At 70.9% G+C, this 15,836-nt stretch carries 14 protein-coding genes and 2 pseudogenes; 14 read left to right on the plus strand and 2 right to left on the minus strand.

Annotation, left to right across the window (positions count from 1 at the left end; translation table 11 throughout):
* Positions 1-67 precede the first annotated feature (67 nt).
* From OHB56_RS20085 to OHB56_RS20110, 6 genes are all read left to right on the plus strand, one after another.
* Positions 68-376: a hypothetical protein gene (locus OHB56_RS20085; RefSeq protein ID WP_326757064.1), complete on the plus strand. Its 309-nt coding sequence runs from the start codon at positions 68-70 to the stop codon at positions 374-376.
* Between the two features lie 201 nt (positions 377-577).
* On the plus strand, positions 578-1,408 hold the full coding sequence (locus OHB56_RS20090; protein WP_406354800.1) for a hypothetical protein: 831 nt from the start codon (positions 578-580) through the stop codon (positions 1,406-1,408).
* Complete coding sequence (locus OHB56_RS20095; RefSeq protein WP_406354802.1) at positions 1,398-2,741, plus strand: hypothetical protein; 1,344 nt, start codon at positions 1,398-1,400, stop codon at positions 2,739-2,741. The genes OHB56_RS20090 and OHB56_RS20095 overlap by 11 nt, the downstream gene beginning before the upstream one ends.
* Positions 2,742-2,755: 14 nt before the next feature.
* Positions 2,756-4,297: an SCO6880 family protein gene (locus tag OHB56_RS20100; protein ID WP_406354803.1), complete on the plus strand. Its 1,542-nt coding sequence runs from the start codon at positions 2,756-2,758 to the stop codon at positions 4,295-4,297.
* A 13-nt stretch (positions 4,298-4,310) separates the two neighbouring features.
* Positions 4,311-5,723 (plus strand): ATP-binding protein, encoded by a 1,413-nt coding sequence (locus tag OHB56_RS20105; RefSeq protein WP_055592150.1) that lies wholly within the window; start codon positions 4,311-4,313, stop codon positions 5,721-5,723.
* 16 nt (positions 5,724-5,739) lie between these two features.
* On the plus strand, positions 5,740-7,320 hold the full coding sequence (locus OHB56_RS20110) for a type VI secretion protein (RefSeq protein ID WP_326753534.1): 1,581 nt from the start codon (positions 5,740-5,742) through the stop codon (positions 7,318-7,320).
* Positions 7,321-7,348: 28 nt separating this feature from the next.
* On the opposite strand, the pseudogene OHB56_RS20115 reads toward OHB56_RS20110, so the two are convergent.
* Positions 7,349-7,883: pseudogene (locus tag OHB56_RS20115) on the minus strand (GNAT family N-acetyltransferase).
* A 145-nt stretch (positions 7,884-8,028) separates the two neighbouring features.
* Here OHB56_RS20115 and OHB56_RS20120 point away from each other — a divergent pair.
* The 4 genes and pseudogenes from OHB56_RS20120 to OHB56_RS20135 form a co-directional block, all read left to right on the plus strand.
* Positions 8,029-8,283 (plus strand): annotated as a pseudogene (locus tag OHB56_RS20120) (response regulator transcription factor); the annotation flags it as partial.
* 216 nt (positions 8,284-8,499) lie between these two features.
* Positions 8,500-8,844 (plus strand): anti-sigma factor family protein, encoded by a 345-nt coding sequence (locus OHB56_RS20125; RefSeq protein WP_406354806.1) that lies wholly within the window; start codon positions 8,500-8,502, stop codon positions 8,842-8,844.
* Between the two features lie 779 nt (positions 8,845-9,623).
* Positions 9,624-10,124, plus strand: a complete 501-nt coding sequence (locus OHB56_RS20130; RefSeq protein ID WP_406354808.1) for a hypothetical protein — start codon at positions 9,624-9,626, stop codon at positions 10,122-10,124.
* A gap of 509 nt (positions 10,125-10,633) precedes the next feature.
* Entirely contained in the window at positions 10,634-11,218 is a 585-nt protein-coding gene (locus OHB56_RS20135; RefSeq protein WP_326757065.1) for a hypothetical protein, read from the plus strand.
* Positions 11,219-11,605: 387 nt separating this feature from the next.
* Here the strand turns inward: OHB56_RS20135 and OHB56_RS20140 are convergent, their stop codons facing one another.
* Positions 11,606-11,851, minus strand: a complete 246-nt coding sequence (locus OHB56_RS20140) for a TetR/AcrR family transcriptional regulator C-terminal ligand-binding domain-containing protein (RefSeq protein WP_406354810.1) — start codon at positions 11,849-11,851, stop codon at positions 11,606-11,608.
* A gap of 123 nt (positions 11,852-11,974) precedes the next feature.
* Here OHB56_RS20140 and OHB56_RS20145 point away from each other — a divergent pair, with 123 nt between their 5' ends.
* From OHB56_RS20145 to OHB56_RS20160, 4 genes are all read left to right on the plus strand, one after another.
* A complete protein-coding gene (locus OHB56_RS20145; RefSeq protein ID WP_326753537.1) occupies positions 11,975-12,895 on the plus strand; it encodes an ABC transporter ATP-binding protein in 921 nt (306 codons plus the stop codon).
* Positions 12,892-13,686, plus strand: a complete 795-nt coding sequence (locus tag OHB56_RS20150; protein WP_406354813.1) for an ABC transporter permease — start codon at positions 12,892-12,894, stop codon at positions 13,684-13,686. Before OHB56_RS20145 ends, OHB56_RS20150 begins: the two co-directional genes overlap by 4 nt.
* Before the next feature lie 181 nt (positions 13,687-13,867).
* Complete coding sequence (locus OHB56_RS20155; RefSeq protein WP_406359159.1) at positions 13,868-15,115, plus strand: sensor histidine kinase; 1,248 nt, start codon at positions 13,868-13,870, stop codon at positions 15,113-15,115.
* Positions 15,112-15,795, plus strand: a complete 684-nt coding sequence (locus tag OHB56_RS20160; RefSeq protein ID WP_326753539.1) for a response regulator transcription factor — start codon at positions 15,112-15,114, stop codon at positions 15,793-15,795. Before OHB56_RS20155 ends, OHB56_RS20160 begins: the two co-directional genes overlap by 4 nt.
* The last annotated feature ends 41 nt before the right edge of the window (positions 15,796-15,836 follow it).

Below are 15,836 nucleotides of genomic sequence, written 5' to 3' on the forward strand. Positions count from 1 at the left end.
GACAATGGGCCCTGACCTCTGCATGCCCGCAGAGGCACGGAACAACCCGACAGGGGCGGTGACTTACATGTTCTTCGCGGCCGACGAGGGAGACATCAACACCATCATCGGCGGGATCGCTCCCGACTGGGGTCCCTTCGGCAGCCTGGGCAACGAGGCCAAGGTCATGATCGAAGTGATCATGGCGCTCGCCATCCTCATCTGCCTCGGCATCGCCATCTGGGGCGCGGCGAAGCAGCGCATCGGTGCGACGGCCCTGCGGGACACGTTCAGCGCGGAGCAGGGCAAGGGCCTGATCATCGCCGGCCTCACCGGCGTCTTCATCATCGGTTCACTGGGCACGGTGTTCACCATCGTGTACGGAATGGCCGTGTAGGGCGCCGTCCCATGCCTCTGACCAGGCATGCCCGGCCTCCCCTCCACCCCACCCGCCCGTCGCGCCCACCGCCTGAGGTTGCGTTTCCCTGATGTCGACTCATAACACCGCGCCCGCGCGGGGACCAGCACGGCTACCGTCGTACCAGGAGTACGCGGAGTACGAGGTGTTTCCGCACGACGCTGAGGGGGCGCACGCGGTATGAGTCTCGGAGACGAGTACGAGAACACCAGTGGGTACGGCGGCACGGGCCAGACCCGCACCCGCATGCCGGAGAGCGGCGGCGGTCCGCACGGCGGCGGGCGCAGAGGCGGTCGCACGTCGTCCCGCAGCCTGGTCACGGTGGTCGGCGTGGTGGTGCTCCTGATCGCCGCGATCGCCTTCGCGAATCGTGGAGGAGACGATTCCTCAACGGACGAGGCCGACGACTCCCCGCAGGCGGCGGCAACGGCCCCCTCCGGGAAGAAGCCGGTCCGGTCGGCGAACGCCGGCATCCCCTCCGGCTTCGCCCACGACCGCCAGGGGGCGGAGAGCGCGGCGGCGAACTACTCCGTCGCACTTGGCTCAGCCGAGTTGTTCAACACTGAGCGTCGACGCGACATCGTCACGACCGTCTATGCCCCTGATGTCGCCACCGCTCGACAGGCGGACCTCGACCAGGCGTACTCCAACGCGGAGTTCCTGGCGAACATCGGCCTCGACAAGGACGGTAAAGCTCCTTCCGGACAGACCTTCATCTCTCGTGTCATCCCGGTGGGAACCAAGGTCACGAAGTCGACCGAGAACGATGCCACTGTCGAGGTCTGGTACACGTCCCTGTTCGGTCTCTCCGGCGAGGGCTCGACCAACCCTGTGACGGAGAGCTGGTACACCACCACGTACCAGCTGTCATGGGTCGAGAACGACTGGAAGATCACGGACTTCCAGCAGAAGGACGGTCCTGTCCCGGTTGGGCGCGACCAGCAAGCCTCCACCGCCGACGACATGACGAAGGCTGTCGAGGAATTCGGAGGGTTCACGTATGCGCGCTAACCACCGCTTCCTCAAGCTCACAGCAGCTGTCGTCAGCGTGCAAACCGCTGCGGTGCTGCTCGCTACCCGCGCCGTCGCCGCGCCCACGCCCACACCGGCCCCCGAAGAGAGCAACGACCCCTGCGACCTGATTCGCGGCCCCGCCAAGGACTACTGCGACCGAGGAGACGGCGGAGGCTCCGGCGGCGGCTCCGGCGGAGTTGACTCCCTCAACGACCCCACCTCCGTCCTCGACCCCCTCGGCTCCCTCGCCCAGGGCTGCGCCGATGCCGCCAGCTGGACGATCAAGAAGCTCAGTGCCGCCGTCGACGAGACGGCGACCGTGGACTTCACGAACCCGACGTTCCTGAAGCAGTACGCGGTCGTCTTCGCCGCGTCGACGATCCTGACGCTGATCCTGTGGCTGATGGCGGTCGCCAAGCGGGCCGTACGAGGCGTCCCCCTCACCACGGCCCTGTCCGAGGCGATCGGCTTCCTGTGGCTCACGGTGCTGGCCTCGGCGTTCACCCCGCTGATCCTCTACACCGTCGTGTCGGCCACGGACGGCGTGACGGACGTGCTGGCGAAGGCGACCGGCGACCAGACGAGCACGTTCTTCGGCACGTTCGCCGGCGCCCTGGAGAAGGGCGGGGACATCGGCGGCGGCCCGATCATGCTGATCGTCGTCTCGCTGGTGTCGATCGTCGCGGCCGGTGTGCTGTGGCTGGAGCTGGTCATCCGGGCGGCGCTGCTCTACGTGGGCGCGCTGCTGGGCACGGTCGTGTACGCGGGTCTGGTCGACAAGAACCTGTGGGGCCACGTCCGGCGCTGGGCGGGCATCATGATCGCGGTGATCCTGGTGAAGCCGGTCATCGTCATAGTGCTGGGTCTGGCGGGCGCGCTGTCCAACGAGGACGGCCCGAACGCGTTCTCCGCCGTGGTGTCCGGCCTGGCGATCATCCTGCTGGCCATTTTCGCCAGTGCGATGATCTACCGCTTCGTGCCGGGCTTCGGCGACGAGATCGCGAACTCGCGCAACAACCGCCTGATGCAGGGCGCCGAAGGCAAGGCGGCGGCCGTGATGAGCTCCCCGGCGACCATGGTCGCGCAGGGCATCAAGACCCACAGCACGCGCGCCGACAACAACGGCGGCGGGGGCGGCCAGTCCTCCGGCGGTGCCCGCCCGTCCAACCCCGTCTCCGGCGGGGTCGCCGCGCACAGCGCGCGCACCTCGAACGGCGGTGGCGGAGCCGTCCCCTCCGCCGCACCCGCCCCCCGGCAGGGCAGCCCGGTGAGCACGCCCCACGGGAACCGCAACAGCAGCAACAACAGCACGGGAGGTGAAGGGCGTTGACGACCGAAGCACACATGTCCCATCCGATCACGCCCCGCCGTACGTATCTGATCGGCCGGGCCCGGCCGAACGCGATCGTCGGCCGCAATCGCGAGACCGGTGAGATCGCGCTGATCGTCGTGGGCGCGTTCCTCGGCATGATGGCCGGTCTCCTCGTCCCCCTCCTGACCCTGCGGATCGTGCTGCTCGCGGGCCTCCCGATGATCGCGCTGGCGGCCGTGTACGTCCCGTACAAGGGCCGCACCTTCTACAAGTGGTTCGAGATCAACCGCAGTTACAAGCGGACCCTGCGCCAGGGCACGACGTACCGTTCGGGCGTCGTCGAGGCCGGCACCCGGCTCGACGGCCGGGAGGTCGAGATCGGCCCGCCGCCGGGGATCGGCCGGATCACCTGGCTCGCCGCCCCCTTCGGGCCCGACGAGATCGCCGTGCAGCTGCACGCGGACCGCAAGACGGTGACCGCCGCCATCGAGATCGAGGGCCCCGGCGTCGGCCTGCGCGACTCGGAGGACCAGGAGGCGCTCGTCGACCGCTTCGGCACGCTGCTCAAGCACGTGGCCAACGGCGACGGTTTCGTCACCCGCATCCAGATGCTCGCCCGCACGCTGCCCGCCGACCCCGACGCGCACGCCAAGGACGTCTCCCAGCGCGGGGACGAGAAGGCGCCGTACTGGCTCCAGCAGTCGTACGACCAGCTGCAGTCCATGGTGTCGACCAGCAGCGAGCAGCACCGCGCGTACCTCGTCGCCTGTATGCACTACACGCGCGAGCTGGCCTCCGAGGCCAACGCGATGGCGCGCGCGATCCGCACCCAGGGGCGCCGCAAGGTGGACCGGGACGCCGGGCTGGCCGTCGTCATGGCCCGTGAGCTGACCGACATCTGCTCCCGGCTCCAGGAGGCCGACATCCGCGTACGGCAGCCGCTCGGCCAGAGCCGCCTGTCCTCGCTGGTCCACTCCATGTACGACCCGGACCACCCGATCGACCACATCCAGGCGATGACCAAGCGCAACGCCTGGCCGGCCGAGCTCGACGCCATGGAGCCCACCTACCTCCAGGCCAAGACCCGCGAGTCCTCCACCCGCGCCCCCTGGTGCCACGCCACGGCCTGGATCAAGGAGTGGCCGATGACCCCGGTGGGCGTCAACTTCCTGGCGCCGCTCCTCGTCCACACCCCGGACGTGATCCGCACGGTCGCCGTGACGATGGACCTGGAACCCACCGAGGTCGCCATCGAGCGCATGCTGACGGAGAAGACCAACGACGAGGCCGAGGCGTCCCGCGCCGCGAAGATGAACCGCACGGTCGACCCGCGCGACATCGCCGCCCACGGCCGGCTCGACCAGCGCGGCGAGGACCTCGCCAGCGGCGCGGCCGGCGTCAACCTCGTCGGCTACATCACCGTCTCCTCCCGTAACCCCGAGGCCCTGGCCCGCGACAAGCGGACCATCAGGGCCTCGGCCGGAAAGTCGTACCTGAAGCTGGAGTGGTGCGACCGCGAGCACCACCGCGCCTTCGTGAACACACTCCCGTTCGCCACCGGCATTCGAAGGTAGGGGCTGAGTTCTGATGCGGGATCCGCTGTCCGTCGTCACCGACGCCTTCACGTCGTTCCTGTTCGGGAAGGTCGAGACGACACGGCTGCCGGTGCGCACCTCCACGGGCCAGGCACAGGCCGTCTACCTCCCGACCGCCGCCCCCGGCCTCGGCGACTCCGGCGTGATCATCGGCCGCGAGGTCTACTCCGGCAAGGGCTACATCTACGACCCGTTCCAGCTCTACGGCCAGCAGCTGCCCGCACCGCACTGGCTGGTCCTCGGCGAGTCCGGCAACGGCAAGTCGGCGCTGGAGAAGACGTACGTCCTGCGCCAGCTGCGCTTCCGCGACCGCCAGGTCGTCGTCCTGGACGCCCAGGGCGAGGACGGCGCCGGCGAGTGGAACCTCATCGCGCAGGAACTCGGCATCACCCCCATCCGGCTGGACCCGACGGCCGCCCTGGACCACGGCATCCGGCTCAACCCGCTCGACCCGTCGATCACCACGACCGGTCAGCTCGCCCTGCTGCGCACCATCATCGAGGTCGCGATGGGGCACGGCCTGGACGAGCGCGCCGGGTTCGCGCTGAAGGTCGCGCACGCCTTCGTCACCGAGACGATCGTCGAACGCCAGCCGGTCCTCACCGACATCGTCGAGCGGCTGCGCCACCCCGAGGCGGAGTCGGCGGAGGCCATGAACGTCGCCATAGACGACGTACGGGCCTGGGGCCTGGACGTCGCCCTGGTGCTGGACCGGCTCGTCGACGGTGACCTGCGCGGCATGTTCGACGGCCCGACGACGGTCGGCATCGACCTGGACGCGCCGCTGATCGTCTTCGACCTGTCCCACATCGACCGCAACTCCATCGCGATGCCGATCCTGATGGCGATCGTCGGCGTGTGGCTGGAGCACACCTGGATCCGCCCCGACCGGAAGAAGCGCATCTTCCTGGTCGAGGAGGCCTGGCACATCATCAACAGCCCGTTCGTGGCGCAGCTGTTCCAGCGACTGCTCAAGTTCGGCCGCCGGCTGGGCCTGTCGTTCGTCGCGGTCGTCCACCACCTGTCCGACGTCGTGGACGGGGCGGCGGCGAAGGAGGCGGCTGCCATCCTCAAGATGGCGTCCACCCGGACCATCTACGCCCAGAAGGCCGACGAGGCGCGGGCGACGGGCAGAGTGCTGGGCCTGCCCCGGTGGGCGGTGGAGATCATCCCCTCGCTCACCCCGGGCATCGCGGTCTGGGACGTCAACGGCAATGTGCAGGTGGTCAAACACCTCATCACCGACACCGAACGCCCCCTGGTCTTCACCGACCGCGCGATGACCGAGTCCTCCGTCGACCTGGCCGCCGGCGACGCCCTGCGCGCCGCCGAGCTGGAGGCGGAACAGCGGGCGGCGGCCTTCGTGGAACAGCACGTCGGCGACTCCGAATCGACGGTGGCGTAGAGGGAAGGGATTCCACGTGAGACCGGACGGGCACGGCGGCGGGCAGGGTGGCGGTCAGGGACGGGACGGCCAGGGCGGCATCCCGGACGGGCTGCTGGTCGGGCTGCTCGCGTTCCTGCTCGGCATCACCCTGCTGGTGTGGACGGCCACCGGCCTCGCGGGCCTCTTCGCCCGCGGCTCCTGGCCGTCCGGCGTCACCTTCACCAACACCCCGGTCGCCATGCGCCACCTCGTCGCCGAACCGCACGACATCCCGGGCGCCTGGCCGGACACCCCGGCCTCCGCCCTCTCGGGGTACGGGCTGTTCTGGGGCCTGTTCATCGGCCAGCTGATGCTGCTCGTCGTCCTCACCGTCTTCGTCCTGGGCACGGTGGCCCGCTGGCGGGCCGTACGAGCCCGGCAGAAGGCGGAGCGGGCGGCGGCCGCGACCGTCACCGCGGCACCGGAGCCGGAGCCGATCCGGCACGAGGTCCCGACCCCGAGAACGGCCCCCGGGCCCGGCCCCGAGCCCGTACGGGAGCGGAAAACGGCACCGCTGCCCGTCACCGCACCACCGCAGGAAGCCGCCCCCACCGAAACCCTCCCTCCCACGGCGAACTCGGCGAACTCGGCGGAGCTGCCGCACCCGGCACCTTCGACGCCCTTGGCGCCCTCGGCGAACTCGGCGTCCTCGACCCACCCGGTGTTCTACGGCTCCCCGGACACCCGTCGTGCCACCGCCGCCGCGGCCGTACGGGACGCGGAGGGCCCCGTCCTCGTCCTCACCTCGAACCCCGCCCTCTGGGAGGAGACGAAGGACGGGCGGGCCAAGCTCGGTCCCACCCACCTCTACGACCCGATCCACCGCTGCGACACCCCTGCCCGTCTCCACTGGTCGCCCATCAGCGGCTGCGAGGACAAGGACACGGCCGTCGCACGCGCCGCCGCCCTGCTGGCCCCGGTCCGCCCCGCCTCCCGGCTCGACCAGGCCGTCAGCGACACCGCCCAGACCCTCCTGCGGAGCTATCTGCACGCCGCCGCCATAGACGGCCGTACCGTCCGCCACCTCCACCGCTGGGCGCAGGGCACCCAGGTCCAGGACGCCGTACGCATCCTGCGCACCCACCCGAAGGCCGCCCCGGGCGCCGCGGGCGAACTCGAGGCGACCCTCACCGCGTACCCCGAACGCCGGGACATCGCGCAGCAGCTGACGACGCGTGCGCTGTCGGCCCTGTCCACGGTCAACGTCCGCGAAGCCTGCACGCCCGACCGAACCGATGCGCTCTCCCTGGATTCTTTTGTCCAGGAAGGGGGCACACTGTATGTGGTGGGTGAATCCATCGAGGATCCGCGCACCCGTCCGGGTGCGATGCCGTTGCTGACGGCCCTCACCTCAAGCGTGGTCGAGCACGGCCGACGCATGGCCGAACGGTCATCCTTCGGTCGGCTCGACCCACCATTCACCCTGATCCTGGACGACGTGGCGGCCGTGGCCCCCCTCCCCCAGCTCCCGGACCTCCTCACCACCGGCCCGGAGCGGGGCATGCCCACCCTGGCCCTCCTCCGCTCCCGAGAACAGTCCCGCTCCCGCTGGCCCCACGACGAACTCCCGGTGTGAACAGCGAAGACGGACCGAGCGGGAGCGTTCAGCGCTCGACCACCATCTCCAGCTCGTGCTCGTCGGGCTTCCCCTCCAACGGCACAGTCACCCCGCTCTCGGTGAACCCCGCCTTCCGGTAGAAGCCCGGAGCCCGCGTGTTCTCCGCGTGCACGATGAGCCGCACCCTCTCCAGGCTCTCCCCCACGCCCACTCCAGCGCGGCCTCGAACAGCGCCCCGCTGAGCCCGCTCCCCCGGTGCTCGAGCGCCACGTACACCCCGACGAGATGCCCCTGCCGGCGCTCGACGGGCACCCCCGCCCAGTCCGCCGTACCGGCCCCTCCTCGACCACCACGGCCACCGCGCCCACCAGGGCACCGTCCGCCGTCTCGGCGACGAACTGCCGCACTCCGCCCGCCCCTTCGGCCGCGTTCGCCGTCCGCTCCCGCCAGTACGTGTCGGGACGCACCGCCGCCACCTCGTAGGTGTCCAGGAACGCGATGTCCGCGACCGGATCCCGCAGCGCGGCCGGCCGCAACGCCTTCACCGCGGGCCACTCACCGGCCCGCACGGCCCGCACCACGTACTCCCCGAAGACGGTGCCGAGAGCTTCCCCGGACGACGTAGTACTACCGGCCACCGTAGTACCCGGGTACGACCGTCCTCACCCGGATCACTGCCCGTGGTCCGACGCTCTCGGCCCCCTCACGGAAGAGCTTCGATGCGGTGCGGCAGCCGTGCACGAGCGGCTGGAATGCCTGACGCGGCGGGAACGCGATGTCCTGGGGCTTGTCGCGCTGGGGCTGTCGAACGACGAGATCGCCGAGCGTCTGTTCGTCAGCCCGCTGACGGCTAAAACCCACGTCAACCGGGCGATGAGCAAGCTGGCCGCCCGCGACCGGGCCCAGCTGGTGGTCATCGCCTACCAGTGCGGCGTGGTCAGCCCGGCGACGCCGGCGACTCGTCCCCCGGGGGCCGGGTGAAGGCCGGCGTGGCCGCGGGGCGCGTCGTGGCCCTGTCGTAGGCCGGCCTGCCGGATACCGCGGCCGTGGTATCCGGGAATTGCTGCGCGGGGACGACGCGCAAGGGGCCGTTCCCGGGCGATGGTGGGGTCAGGAAACGGAGCCGTGTACCGGTGCACCAGCCGTACACCGGCCCCGTCGACGGCGCGATTCTCACCCCGCACGAAGGGACCCGCCATGTTCACTGCCTCCCAGGATTGCCGCACCATCGGCGACCTGCTCGAAGGACACGCCCTCAACGTCCTGGACCCCGGCGAGGCGAGCGCGGTCCGCGCCCACCTGGTGACCTGCCCCGACTGCCGGGACGAGCATCACTGCCTCGCGGTCGTGGCCGCCCACCTGTCCGCTCTGCGCACGGCCCTGGCGCACGACCTCGGCCGGCGGCAGCCGTCGTACCTGCCCGGGTTCGGGTGCCGCCATGGCTCGCGGCCCCGGCGCCGCCGGCACGGTGCGGCCCGGGGGGCCCTGGCCGCCTCGCTCACGCTGTCCCAATGGGTGAGCCGGCTTGCCTACGTCAGGTGAGCGACCGGACAGTGTGCTGATCCGTCCGGGCGGATCGTGCTGATCGGCCCGGGCGGCACCCGGGAAGTGCGCGCCGAGCGCGCCGATGGGGCCCGGCGCGAACCGCGGCGGACGCCGCCGGCGGCCCCTGACTGTGTGCACGACCAGCTGGTCCGGATGGCGAAGCGGATGGTCGTCCTGGTGCGGTGGTCGGGGGCCGTCCTCGGGTGGCGGCGTGGCCGGGTGGCTCCGTTCACCTCCAGGCACAGCGATGGCCGGTAGGTTCCGGAGGCGGTCGGTGATCACTCGCCTCGTGAATCTCGACGAAAGGTGACGGCACTTCGCAGGTGGTGTTCGTGGGCCTCGCGCAGCCCTACCGCCTGGTCGTCGCCGGCCGGGGCCGCGTTCGCCGGCGACGTCGCCGCGGTGGTGGTGCCGGCCGGATCGGCGGTCGGGGTCGGCTCCGGCCTGGGCGTGGGTACGGCGGGTCTGGTGCTCCAGGCTTCGGTGAGGAGGTCAGTGGGCGGCTTCTGCGGCCGCTCACCAAGATCTACGACAGCATGCCGCCTGCAGTCGACGGCGTGGAGGGCGGCATGTCCACGCCGCCCCCTTCGCCGGCCGGTGCAGAGGCCGGCGAAGGGGGCGGACGGGTGAGCAGGCAAGCGTGAAGGGGGCCGGCACCGGACACGCCGACCCCGTGTGTCCGCGATTCGCCCGCGGCGACAGGCATCATGTCCTTGGCCTGCTCGCGCGGTGGCGCGTGGGACCTGTTGACCCAGGACTCGAACACGGGATGGATCATGCTGGACAGTCCCGCCTCCACCCCGCGAGGCCGTGCGGAGCACGGCGGGGCGCGCGTTGTGGCCGCAGTCCTTCTCCTGGCCGATGCCGGGATCCACGCCTACGAGGCCATCGACGCGGACGTGCCCTTCCTCATCGGCGGTTTCCTCGCCACCGCGGTCGGCACCGCTACGGGCGCCCTTCTTCTTCTGACCCGCGGACCGCGGCTGGGCTGGGTCGTGGGAGGGCTCACCGCGTTGCTGACCACCATCGGCTACATCATCACCCGTGCCACGCCCGTTCCCACCGACGAGGACGACTACGGCAACTGGCTGGAACCCCTGGGCGTCTGCTCGTTGGTCATCCAGGGCATCGTCGTCGTCATGGCCGCCGTGGCGCTGAGCGGGCCCGCCCCGCTACGGCCGGGCCACCTCGTCCAGGAGGCGAAGTCGGTGACCCCCGGCCTCCGGCCCGACGACCCGGGTTCCGGTTCGCCCGACGAGCCGCCCCCGTCACCATGAACCACAGCCCGTCGCGGGCGGCGGGCACACGTCCAGGACGCTCACGTGGACCCGCCGGCCGGCCGCAGGTGCACAGTGATGGGGACCTGGGGCCGACGTCAGGTCTTCGCCCTCACCGGGACGTTCTGCAGGAACTTCACCCCGCGGACGGCAACGCGCCACGTCACCGGCCCGCCCGCGTGCTCGAAGGCCCCACCCGCCGCCCGGCAGCACAGCGGGAATACCGGTTTCACCTGCTGTGTCAACGAACGACACGCTGTGTCTGCGGGTGAACAGGCTCCGGCAAAGTCCCCCGGACAGCGTATCGGGGCATCAAGTCCACTACAGGAAAAGTCATCTGATTAACCGTCAGCACACCACGAAACGGCATGCAGGCGCCCCCTGTGACCCGATTGGAGTCAATCTACTGACCTCCCCCCATATCCCGATATGACAGACATGAGAATCGGTCAGTACGTTCATCACGAGTCGGCTGGCCAGCCGACCTCCCGAGACAGGAGAAGCGCGTGATGATCACACGTTCCAACGTCGTTACCGCGGCCGTCGCGGCCGCCGCGGCCCTGGCCGCCACCGGTATCACCTACGCCTCGGCGTCCGCCTACGAGCCGGCCCAGGCCGCCCCCGCGGTCCAGCAGGCGGCCGCCCCCGCATTCCAGCAGGCGCCCGCCCCCGCCGCGGCCCCCATGGGCGGCGACTCCGGCAAGGGCAACGAAGGCAAGGACAACGAAGGAAGGGACAACGAAGGAAGGGGCCACGAAGGAAGGGACCACGGAGGCCGAGACTTCGAAGACCGGATCCACATCAACGAGCGTTCGTTCTCCGCCCACCCGGACGGCTGCATCACCGTCGTGAGCGGCCTGGGCTCCAAGAGCTTCAACATCCGCAACGACAGCAAGAGGACCGTCGAGTTCTTCCGCGGGGCGACCTGCGACAACGGCGCCCCCGTCGCCACGGTCGGCCCCCACAGCGAAGCGAACGGCATCAAGGTGCACCACACCAAGGGGGTCAAGGTCAGGGACGGAGTGGTGGGCAGCTTCCGAGTCGTCCACCGCTTCGACGGACACGACAAGAACGACGGATTCGGCGGACGCTGACCGAACCGCCACCCCAGCACAACATGAAGACCCCGGCCCGCTGGAATCGGGCCGGGGTCCCCCCGTAACATCCCACTCCGGACACCCCGCTTTCACGCACCCACCCGGGCACCCCATCATAAATCCGGACAACGAAGCCCTGCCAGCCCAGCCGAGCCGTCGAGACGGCGCACGCCGACTTCGCCGCCCTCCAGCAGCGCGACCGCAGCCCCAAGCAGTTACTCAGCGCTACACGCCGCCTGGCGGTAGCTGTACGAGAACAGGGCCGAGTCCATTGCCCGGCTCGCCGCCGAGGCCGACGGACCTGGAGCCACGGCGTCCTCGCAGATCACGCACGGTGCCCCGCCCTCAGCGACGGATGCGAGAAGCCGGTCACGCAAGGCCCTTTCACCCCCGCAGGTACGCTCCCGTGCACGCCGAGGCCGCGGCGGCCTCGGCGAGGCGCTCGCCGCTGGTCAGCAGGCCGTGGTAGAGGGGGGCGGAGACAGCGCGGATCACCTTGTGGGCATCGGTTCCCTCAGCCGTCTCGCCCCGGTCGACGGCCTGCCGGACGCAGGGCGCCCGCTCCTTGACGCGCATATCCCACGAGGACGCCGGTTCGGGCAGCCGGAACGGGGGCGCGGAGACCGGCATGATCAGGTCGCTTCCAGTGATGCCCCATACCGGCCACCGTAGTACCCGGGTACGACCGCCCTCACCCGGAATACCGCCCGCGGTCCGACGCCCACCACCCCCTGCGCGGACGAGCATCGACGCATGATTACGGCACAGGAACTCACCAAACGCTACGGCGACCGGACCGTCGTCACCGACCTGTCCTTCACCGTCCGCCCCGGCACCGTCACCGGCTTCCTCGGCCCGAACGGCGCCGGCAAGTCCACCACCCTGCGCATGATCCTCGGCCTGGACGCCCCCACCCGCGGCCACGCCACCGTGTCCGGCCGCTCCTACGCCGCCCACCCCGCGCCGCTCACCGAGGTCGGCGCGTTGCTGGAGGCCCGCTCCGTCCACCCGGGTCGCACCGCCCACCACCACCTCCAGGCCCTCGCCCACACCCACGGCATCCCCCGGAGCCGCGTCGAGCACGTCCTCGCCCGGACCGGCCTCACCGAGGTCGCCCACCGCCGGGTCAAGGGCTTCTCCCTCGGCATGGGCCAGCGCCTCGGCATCGCCGCCGCGCTGCTCGGCGACCCGGCCGCCCTCGTCCTCGACGAACCGGTCAACGGCCTCGACCCCGAGGGCGTCCTGTGGATCCGCACCCTGCTCAAGTCCCTGGCCGCGGAGGGCCGTACGGTCCTCGTCTCGTCCCACCTCATGAGCGAGACGGCCCTCACCGCCGACCACCTCGTCATCATCGGGCGCGGCCGGCTCCTCGCCGACACCACCGTCACCGACTTCGTCCGCCGGTCCGGCACGGGCACAGTCCAGGTCGCCAGCCCGGACGCCGCCGCCCTGGCCGGCCTCCTCGCCGCCCCCGGCGTCACCCTCACCACCGACGCTCCCGGCAGCCTCACCGTGCGCGGCACGGACGCCGAACACATCGGCCGAACCGCCGCGGCCCACGGCATCCCCCTGTACGAACTCACCCCGAACACGGCCTCCCTCGAGGAGGCCTTCATGAACCTCACCCACGACACGGTCGAGTACACCGCCACCGTGGAAGGAGCGGCAGCATGACCACCACCGCCCCTGCCACCGTCGCCCCCGCATACCGGGTGACCCCGTACCGCGTCCTGCGCTCCGAATGGCACAAGCTGTGGACGCTCCGCTCCACCTGGATCAACCTCGCCGCCACCGCCGTCCTGACCCTCGGCATGGGCGCGGGCATCAGCGCCGCCTACGACGGCAGTGGCGAAGGCGGCCTCGACACGGTCGTCTTCGTCCTCCTCGGCACCCAGTTCGCCACCATCAACCTCGCCGTCCTCGGCGTGCTCGCCACCGCGGGCGAGTACTCCACCGGCCAGATCCGCGCCACGATGACCGCGGTCCCCCGCCGCCTGCCCGTCCTGTGGTCCAAGGCCGCCGTACTGGCCGCGGTCGCCTTCGTCCTCAGCCTGTGGACCAACCTGCTCACCTTCCCCCTGGCCCAGTCCTTCCTCACCGACACCGACCAGGCGGCCGCCCTCGGCGACGCGGGCGTCCTGCGCGGCCTGGTCGGCAACGCGGCCGGCCTCACCCTCCTCGCCGTCATAGCCCTCGGACTCGGCGCCGTCGCCCGCTCGATCCCCCTCGCGACCGGCGCCTACATCGGCCTCGTCATGATCGTCCCGGAGGTCCTGCGGATGCTCCCGTACGCCGTCGTCGACGACGCCGTCCGCTACTTCCCCGCCAAGGCCCTCGAGTCCCTCACCACCGCCCAGCACGGCCCGGGCGCGGCCACGCCCGGCGCCGCGCTGCTCGCCCTGACTCTGTGGGCGGCGGCCTCCCTCGCGGCAGCGGCGGTGACCATGCGCCGCCGGGACGTCTGACGCCGTGGCACCCGCCGTGTTCCGCCCGGTGTTCCACTCTGTGTCCCGCTCACTGTTCCGCCCGGCGAACGAACCGACCACCATGGACCGCGTGGCGACGGAAACAACGAGAACCACGGAGACGACAAAGACGGCGGAGGACAAGCGGACGGGCGAACGCACAGGCGCGGGCACCCGTGAGGTGGCGAGTGAACGCACCGGCGAGCGCACGGCGGAACCCCTCACCCAGTACGTCCAACGCGTCACCCGGCGGGTGCGCGCCTGGGACCGGCGCCACCCCCTGCCGTGGGACCTGCACATCACCGGCTTCTGGGTGACCGCCGCCCTCATCGACGTCCTCGGCGGTGGCTGGCTCACCACCACCCACAACCCCGACACGCCGGCCTGGCTCCTCCTGACGCTCAGCGTCGGCTTCTCCGTGCCCCTCCTGTGGCGGCGCACGCACCCCGCGGCGGCCCTGCTCGCTGTGGCCCCGTTCGCCTTCGTCAACGCATGGACCGGCACCGCCCTGCAGGCGTCCCTCCTCCAACTCGTCGTCATCTACCACATCGCCCTGCGCCTTCCGCTGCGCAACCTGTTGTGGGTGACCGCCCTCGTCCTCACCCCGGTCGCGGTCTCCGCGGCACGCCACGGGGAGGGCCGCTGGAGTCAGCAGATCGGCTCACAGCTGACGTCCGTCGTCGTGGTGGCCCTCATCGGCATCACGGTCCGCACCCGGCAGAACCACACGGAGGCCCTGGAGGACCGCGCCCGCCGCCTCGAGATCGAACGCGACCAGCAGGCCCAGCTCGCCACCGCCGCGGAACGCGCCCGTATCGCCCGCGAGATGCACGACATCATCGGCCACAACCTCTCCGTCATCACGGGCCTGGCCGACGGCGGCAAGTACGCGGCCGCCAAGTCACCGGAACGCGCCGCCCAGGCACTGGACGCCATCGGCACCACCAGCCGCCAGGCCATGAGCGAACTCCGCCGTCTCCTGAACGTCCTGCGGGACGACGAGACCAGCCATCACCCCGCCGAACTGACCCCCCAGCCCACCCTCACCGACCTCGAGCAGCTCATCAACGGCGTCTGCGCCGCGGGCCTCCCCGTCCACACCACGGTCGAAGGCCGGGCCGACCTCCCCGCCGGCCGCCAGCTCACCGTCTACCGCGTCATCCAGGAAGCCCTCACCAACACCCTCAAGCACGCCGGCCCGAACACCACCGCCGAGATCACCCTCGCCTACGGCGGCCGGGGCGCCGTCACGGCCACGATCACCGACACCGGCACAGCCGGAACGGGCACTCCCGCAGACGGCCGCGGCCTCCCGGGAATGCGTGAGCGAACCGCCCTGTACGGCGGCACGCTTGAGGCCGGCCCACGCCCCCACCCCGAACAGGGCTGGCGCGTCCACCTGTACCTCCCGGAGGAAACCCCGCAGTGACCACCGTCCTCATAGCCGACGACCAACCCCTCCAGCGCTTCGGCTTCCGCATGCTGCTGGAGAGCCAGGACGACATGACGGTCCTCGGCGAGGCGTCCGGCGGCAGCGAAGCGATCCGCATGACAGCCGAACTGCACCCCGACGTCGTCCTGATGGACATCCGCATGCCCGGCATGGACGGCATCGAGGCCACCCGCCGCATCGTCGCCGCCGGCGACCGCACCCGCGTCCTCATCCTCACGACGTTCGACCTCGACGAGTACGCCTACGCAGGCCTCCGCGCCGGTGCTTCCGGCTTCCTCGTCAAGGACGCCCAGCCGGAGGAACTCCTCTCCGGCATCCGCTCCGTGGCCACCGGCGACGCGGTCGTCGCACCCAGCCTGACCCGCCGTCTCCTGAACGCCTACGCCCACCACTTGCCGACGTCCACCCACCAGGACCCCTCCACGCCCACAGCCCCGCACAGCGACCCCCGACTGGAAGCCCTCACCGAGCGGGAACGCGAGATCCTCACCGTCATCGGCCAGGGCTGGACCAACACGGAGATCGCCACCCGCCTCCACCTCGCCGAATCGACGGTGAAGACCCACGTCAGCCGCGTCCTCGCGAAGACGGGCTCGAGGGACCGCATCCAGGCGGTGATCCTGGCCTACGACACCAAGCTGGTGGAGCCGTCATAAACACAACGGGAAACGCAGAAAGCCCCGTGCCAATGGCACGG

Origin of the sequence: Streptomyces sp. NBC_01635 (genome assembly GCF_045209715.1) — a bacterium.
Lineage (GTDB): Bacteria > Actinomycetota > Actinomycetes > Streptomycetales > Streptomycetaceae > Streptomyces > Streptomyces hirsutus.

What these genes read in the sequence shown, in the direction of transcription:
- OHB56_RS20085 (WP_326757064.1), top strand. Translation starts at nt 68, where the DNA reads ATGTTCTTCGCGGCCGACGAGGGAGACATCAACACCATCATCGGCGGG.
- OHB56_RS20090 (WP_406354800.1), top strand. Translation starts at nt 578, where the DNA reads ATGAGTCTCGGAGACGAGTACGAGAACACCAGTGGGTACGGCGGCACG.
- OHB56_RS20095 (WP_406354802.1), top strand. Translation starts at nt 1,398, where the DNA reads ATGCGCGCTAACCACCGCTTCCTCAAGCTCACAGCAGCTGTCGTCAGC.
- OHB56_RS20100 (WP_406354803.1), top strand. Translation starts at nt 2,756, where the DNA reads ATGTCCCATCCGATCACGCCCCGCCGTACGTATCTGATCGGCCGGGCC.
- OHB56_RS20105 (WP_055592150.1), top strand. Translation starts at nt 4,311, where the DNA reads ATGCGGGATCCGCTGTCCGTCGTCACCGACGCCTTCACGTCGTTCCTG.
- OHB56_RS20125 (WP_406354806.1), top strand. Translation starts at nt 8,500, where the DNA reads ATGTTCACTGCCTCCCAGGATTGCCGCACCATCGGCGACCTGCTCGAA.
- OHB56_RS20130 (WP_406354808.1), top strand. Translation starts at nt 9,624, where the DNA reads ATGCTGGACAGTCCCGCCTCCACCCCGCGAGGCCGTGCGGAGCACGGC.
- OHB56_RS20135 (WP_326757065.1), top strand. Translation starts at nt 10,634, where the DNA reads ATGATCACACGTTCCAACGTCGTTACCGCGGCCGTCGCGGCCGCCGCG.
- OHB56_RS20140 (WP_406354810.1), bottom strand. Translation starts at nt 11,851, where the DNA reads ATGCCGGTCTCCGCGCCCCCGTTCCGGCTGCCCGAACCGGCGTCCTCG.
- OHB56_RS20145 (WP_326753537.1), top strand. Translation starts at nt 11,975, where the DNA reads ATGATTACGGCACAGGAACTCACCAAACGCTACGGCGACCGGACCGTC.
- OHB56_RS20150 (WP_406354813.1), top strand. Translation starts at nt 12,892, where the DNA reads ATGACCACCACCGCCCCTGCCACCGTCGCCCCCGCATACCGGGTGACC.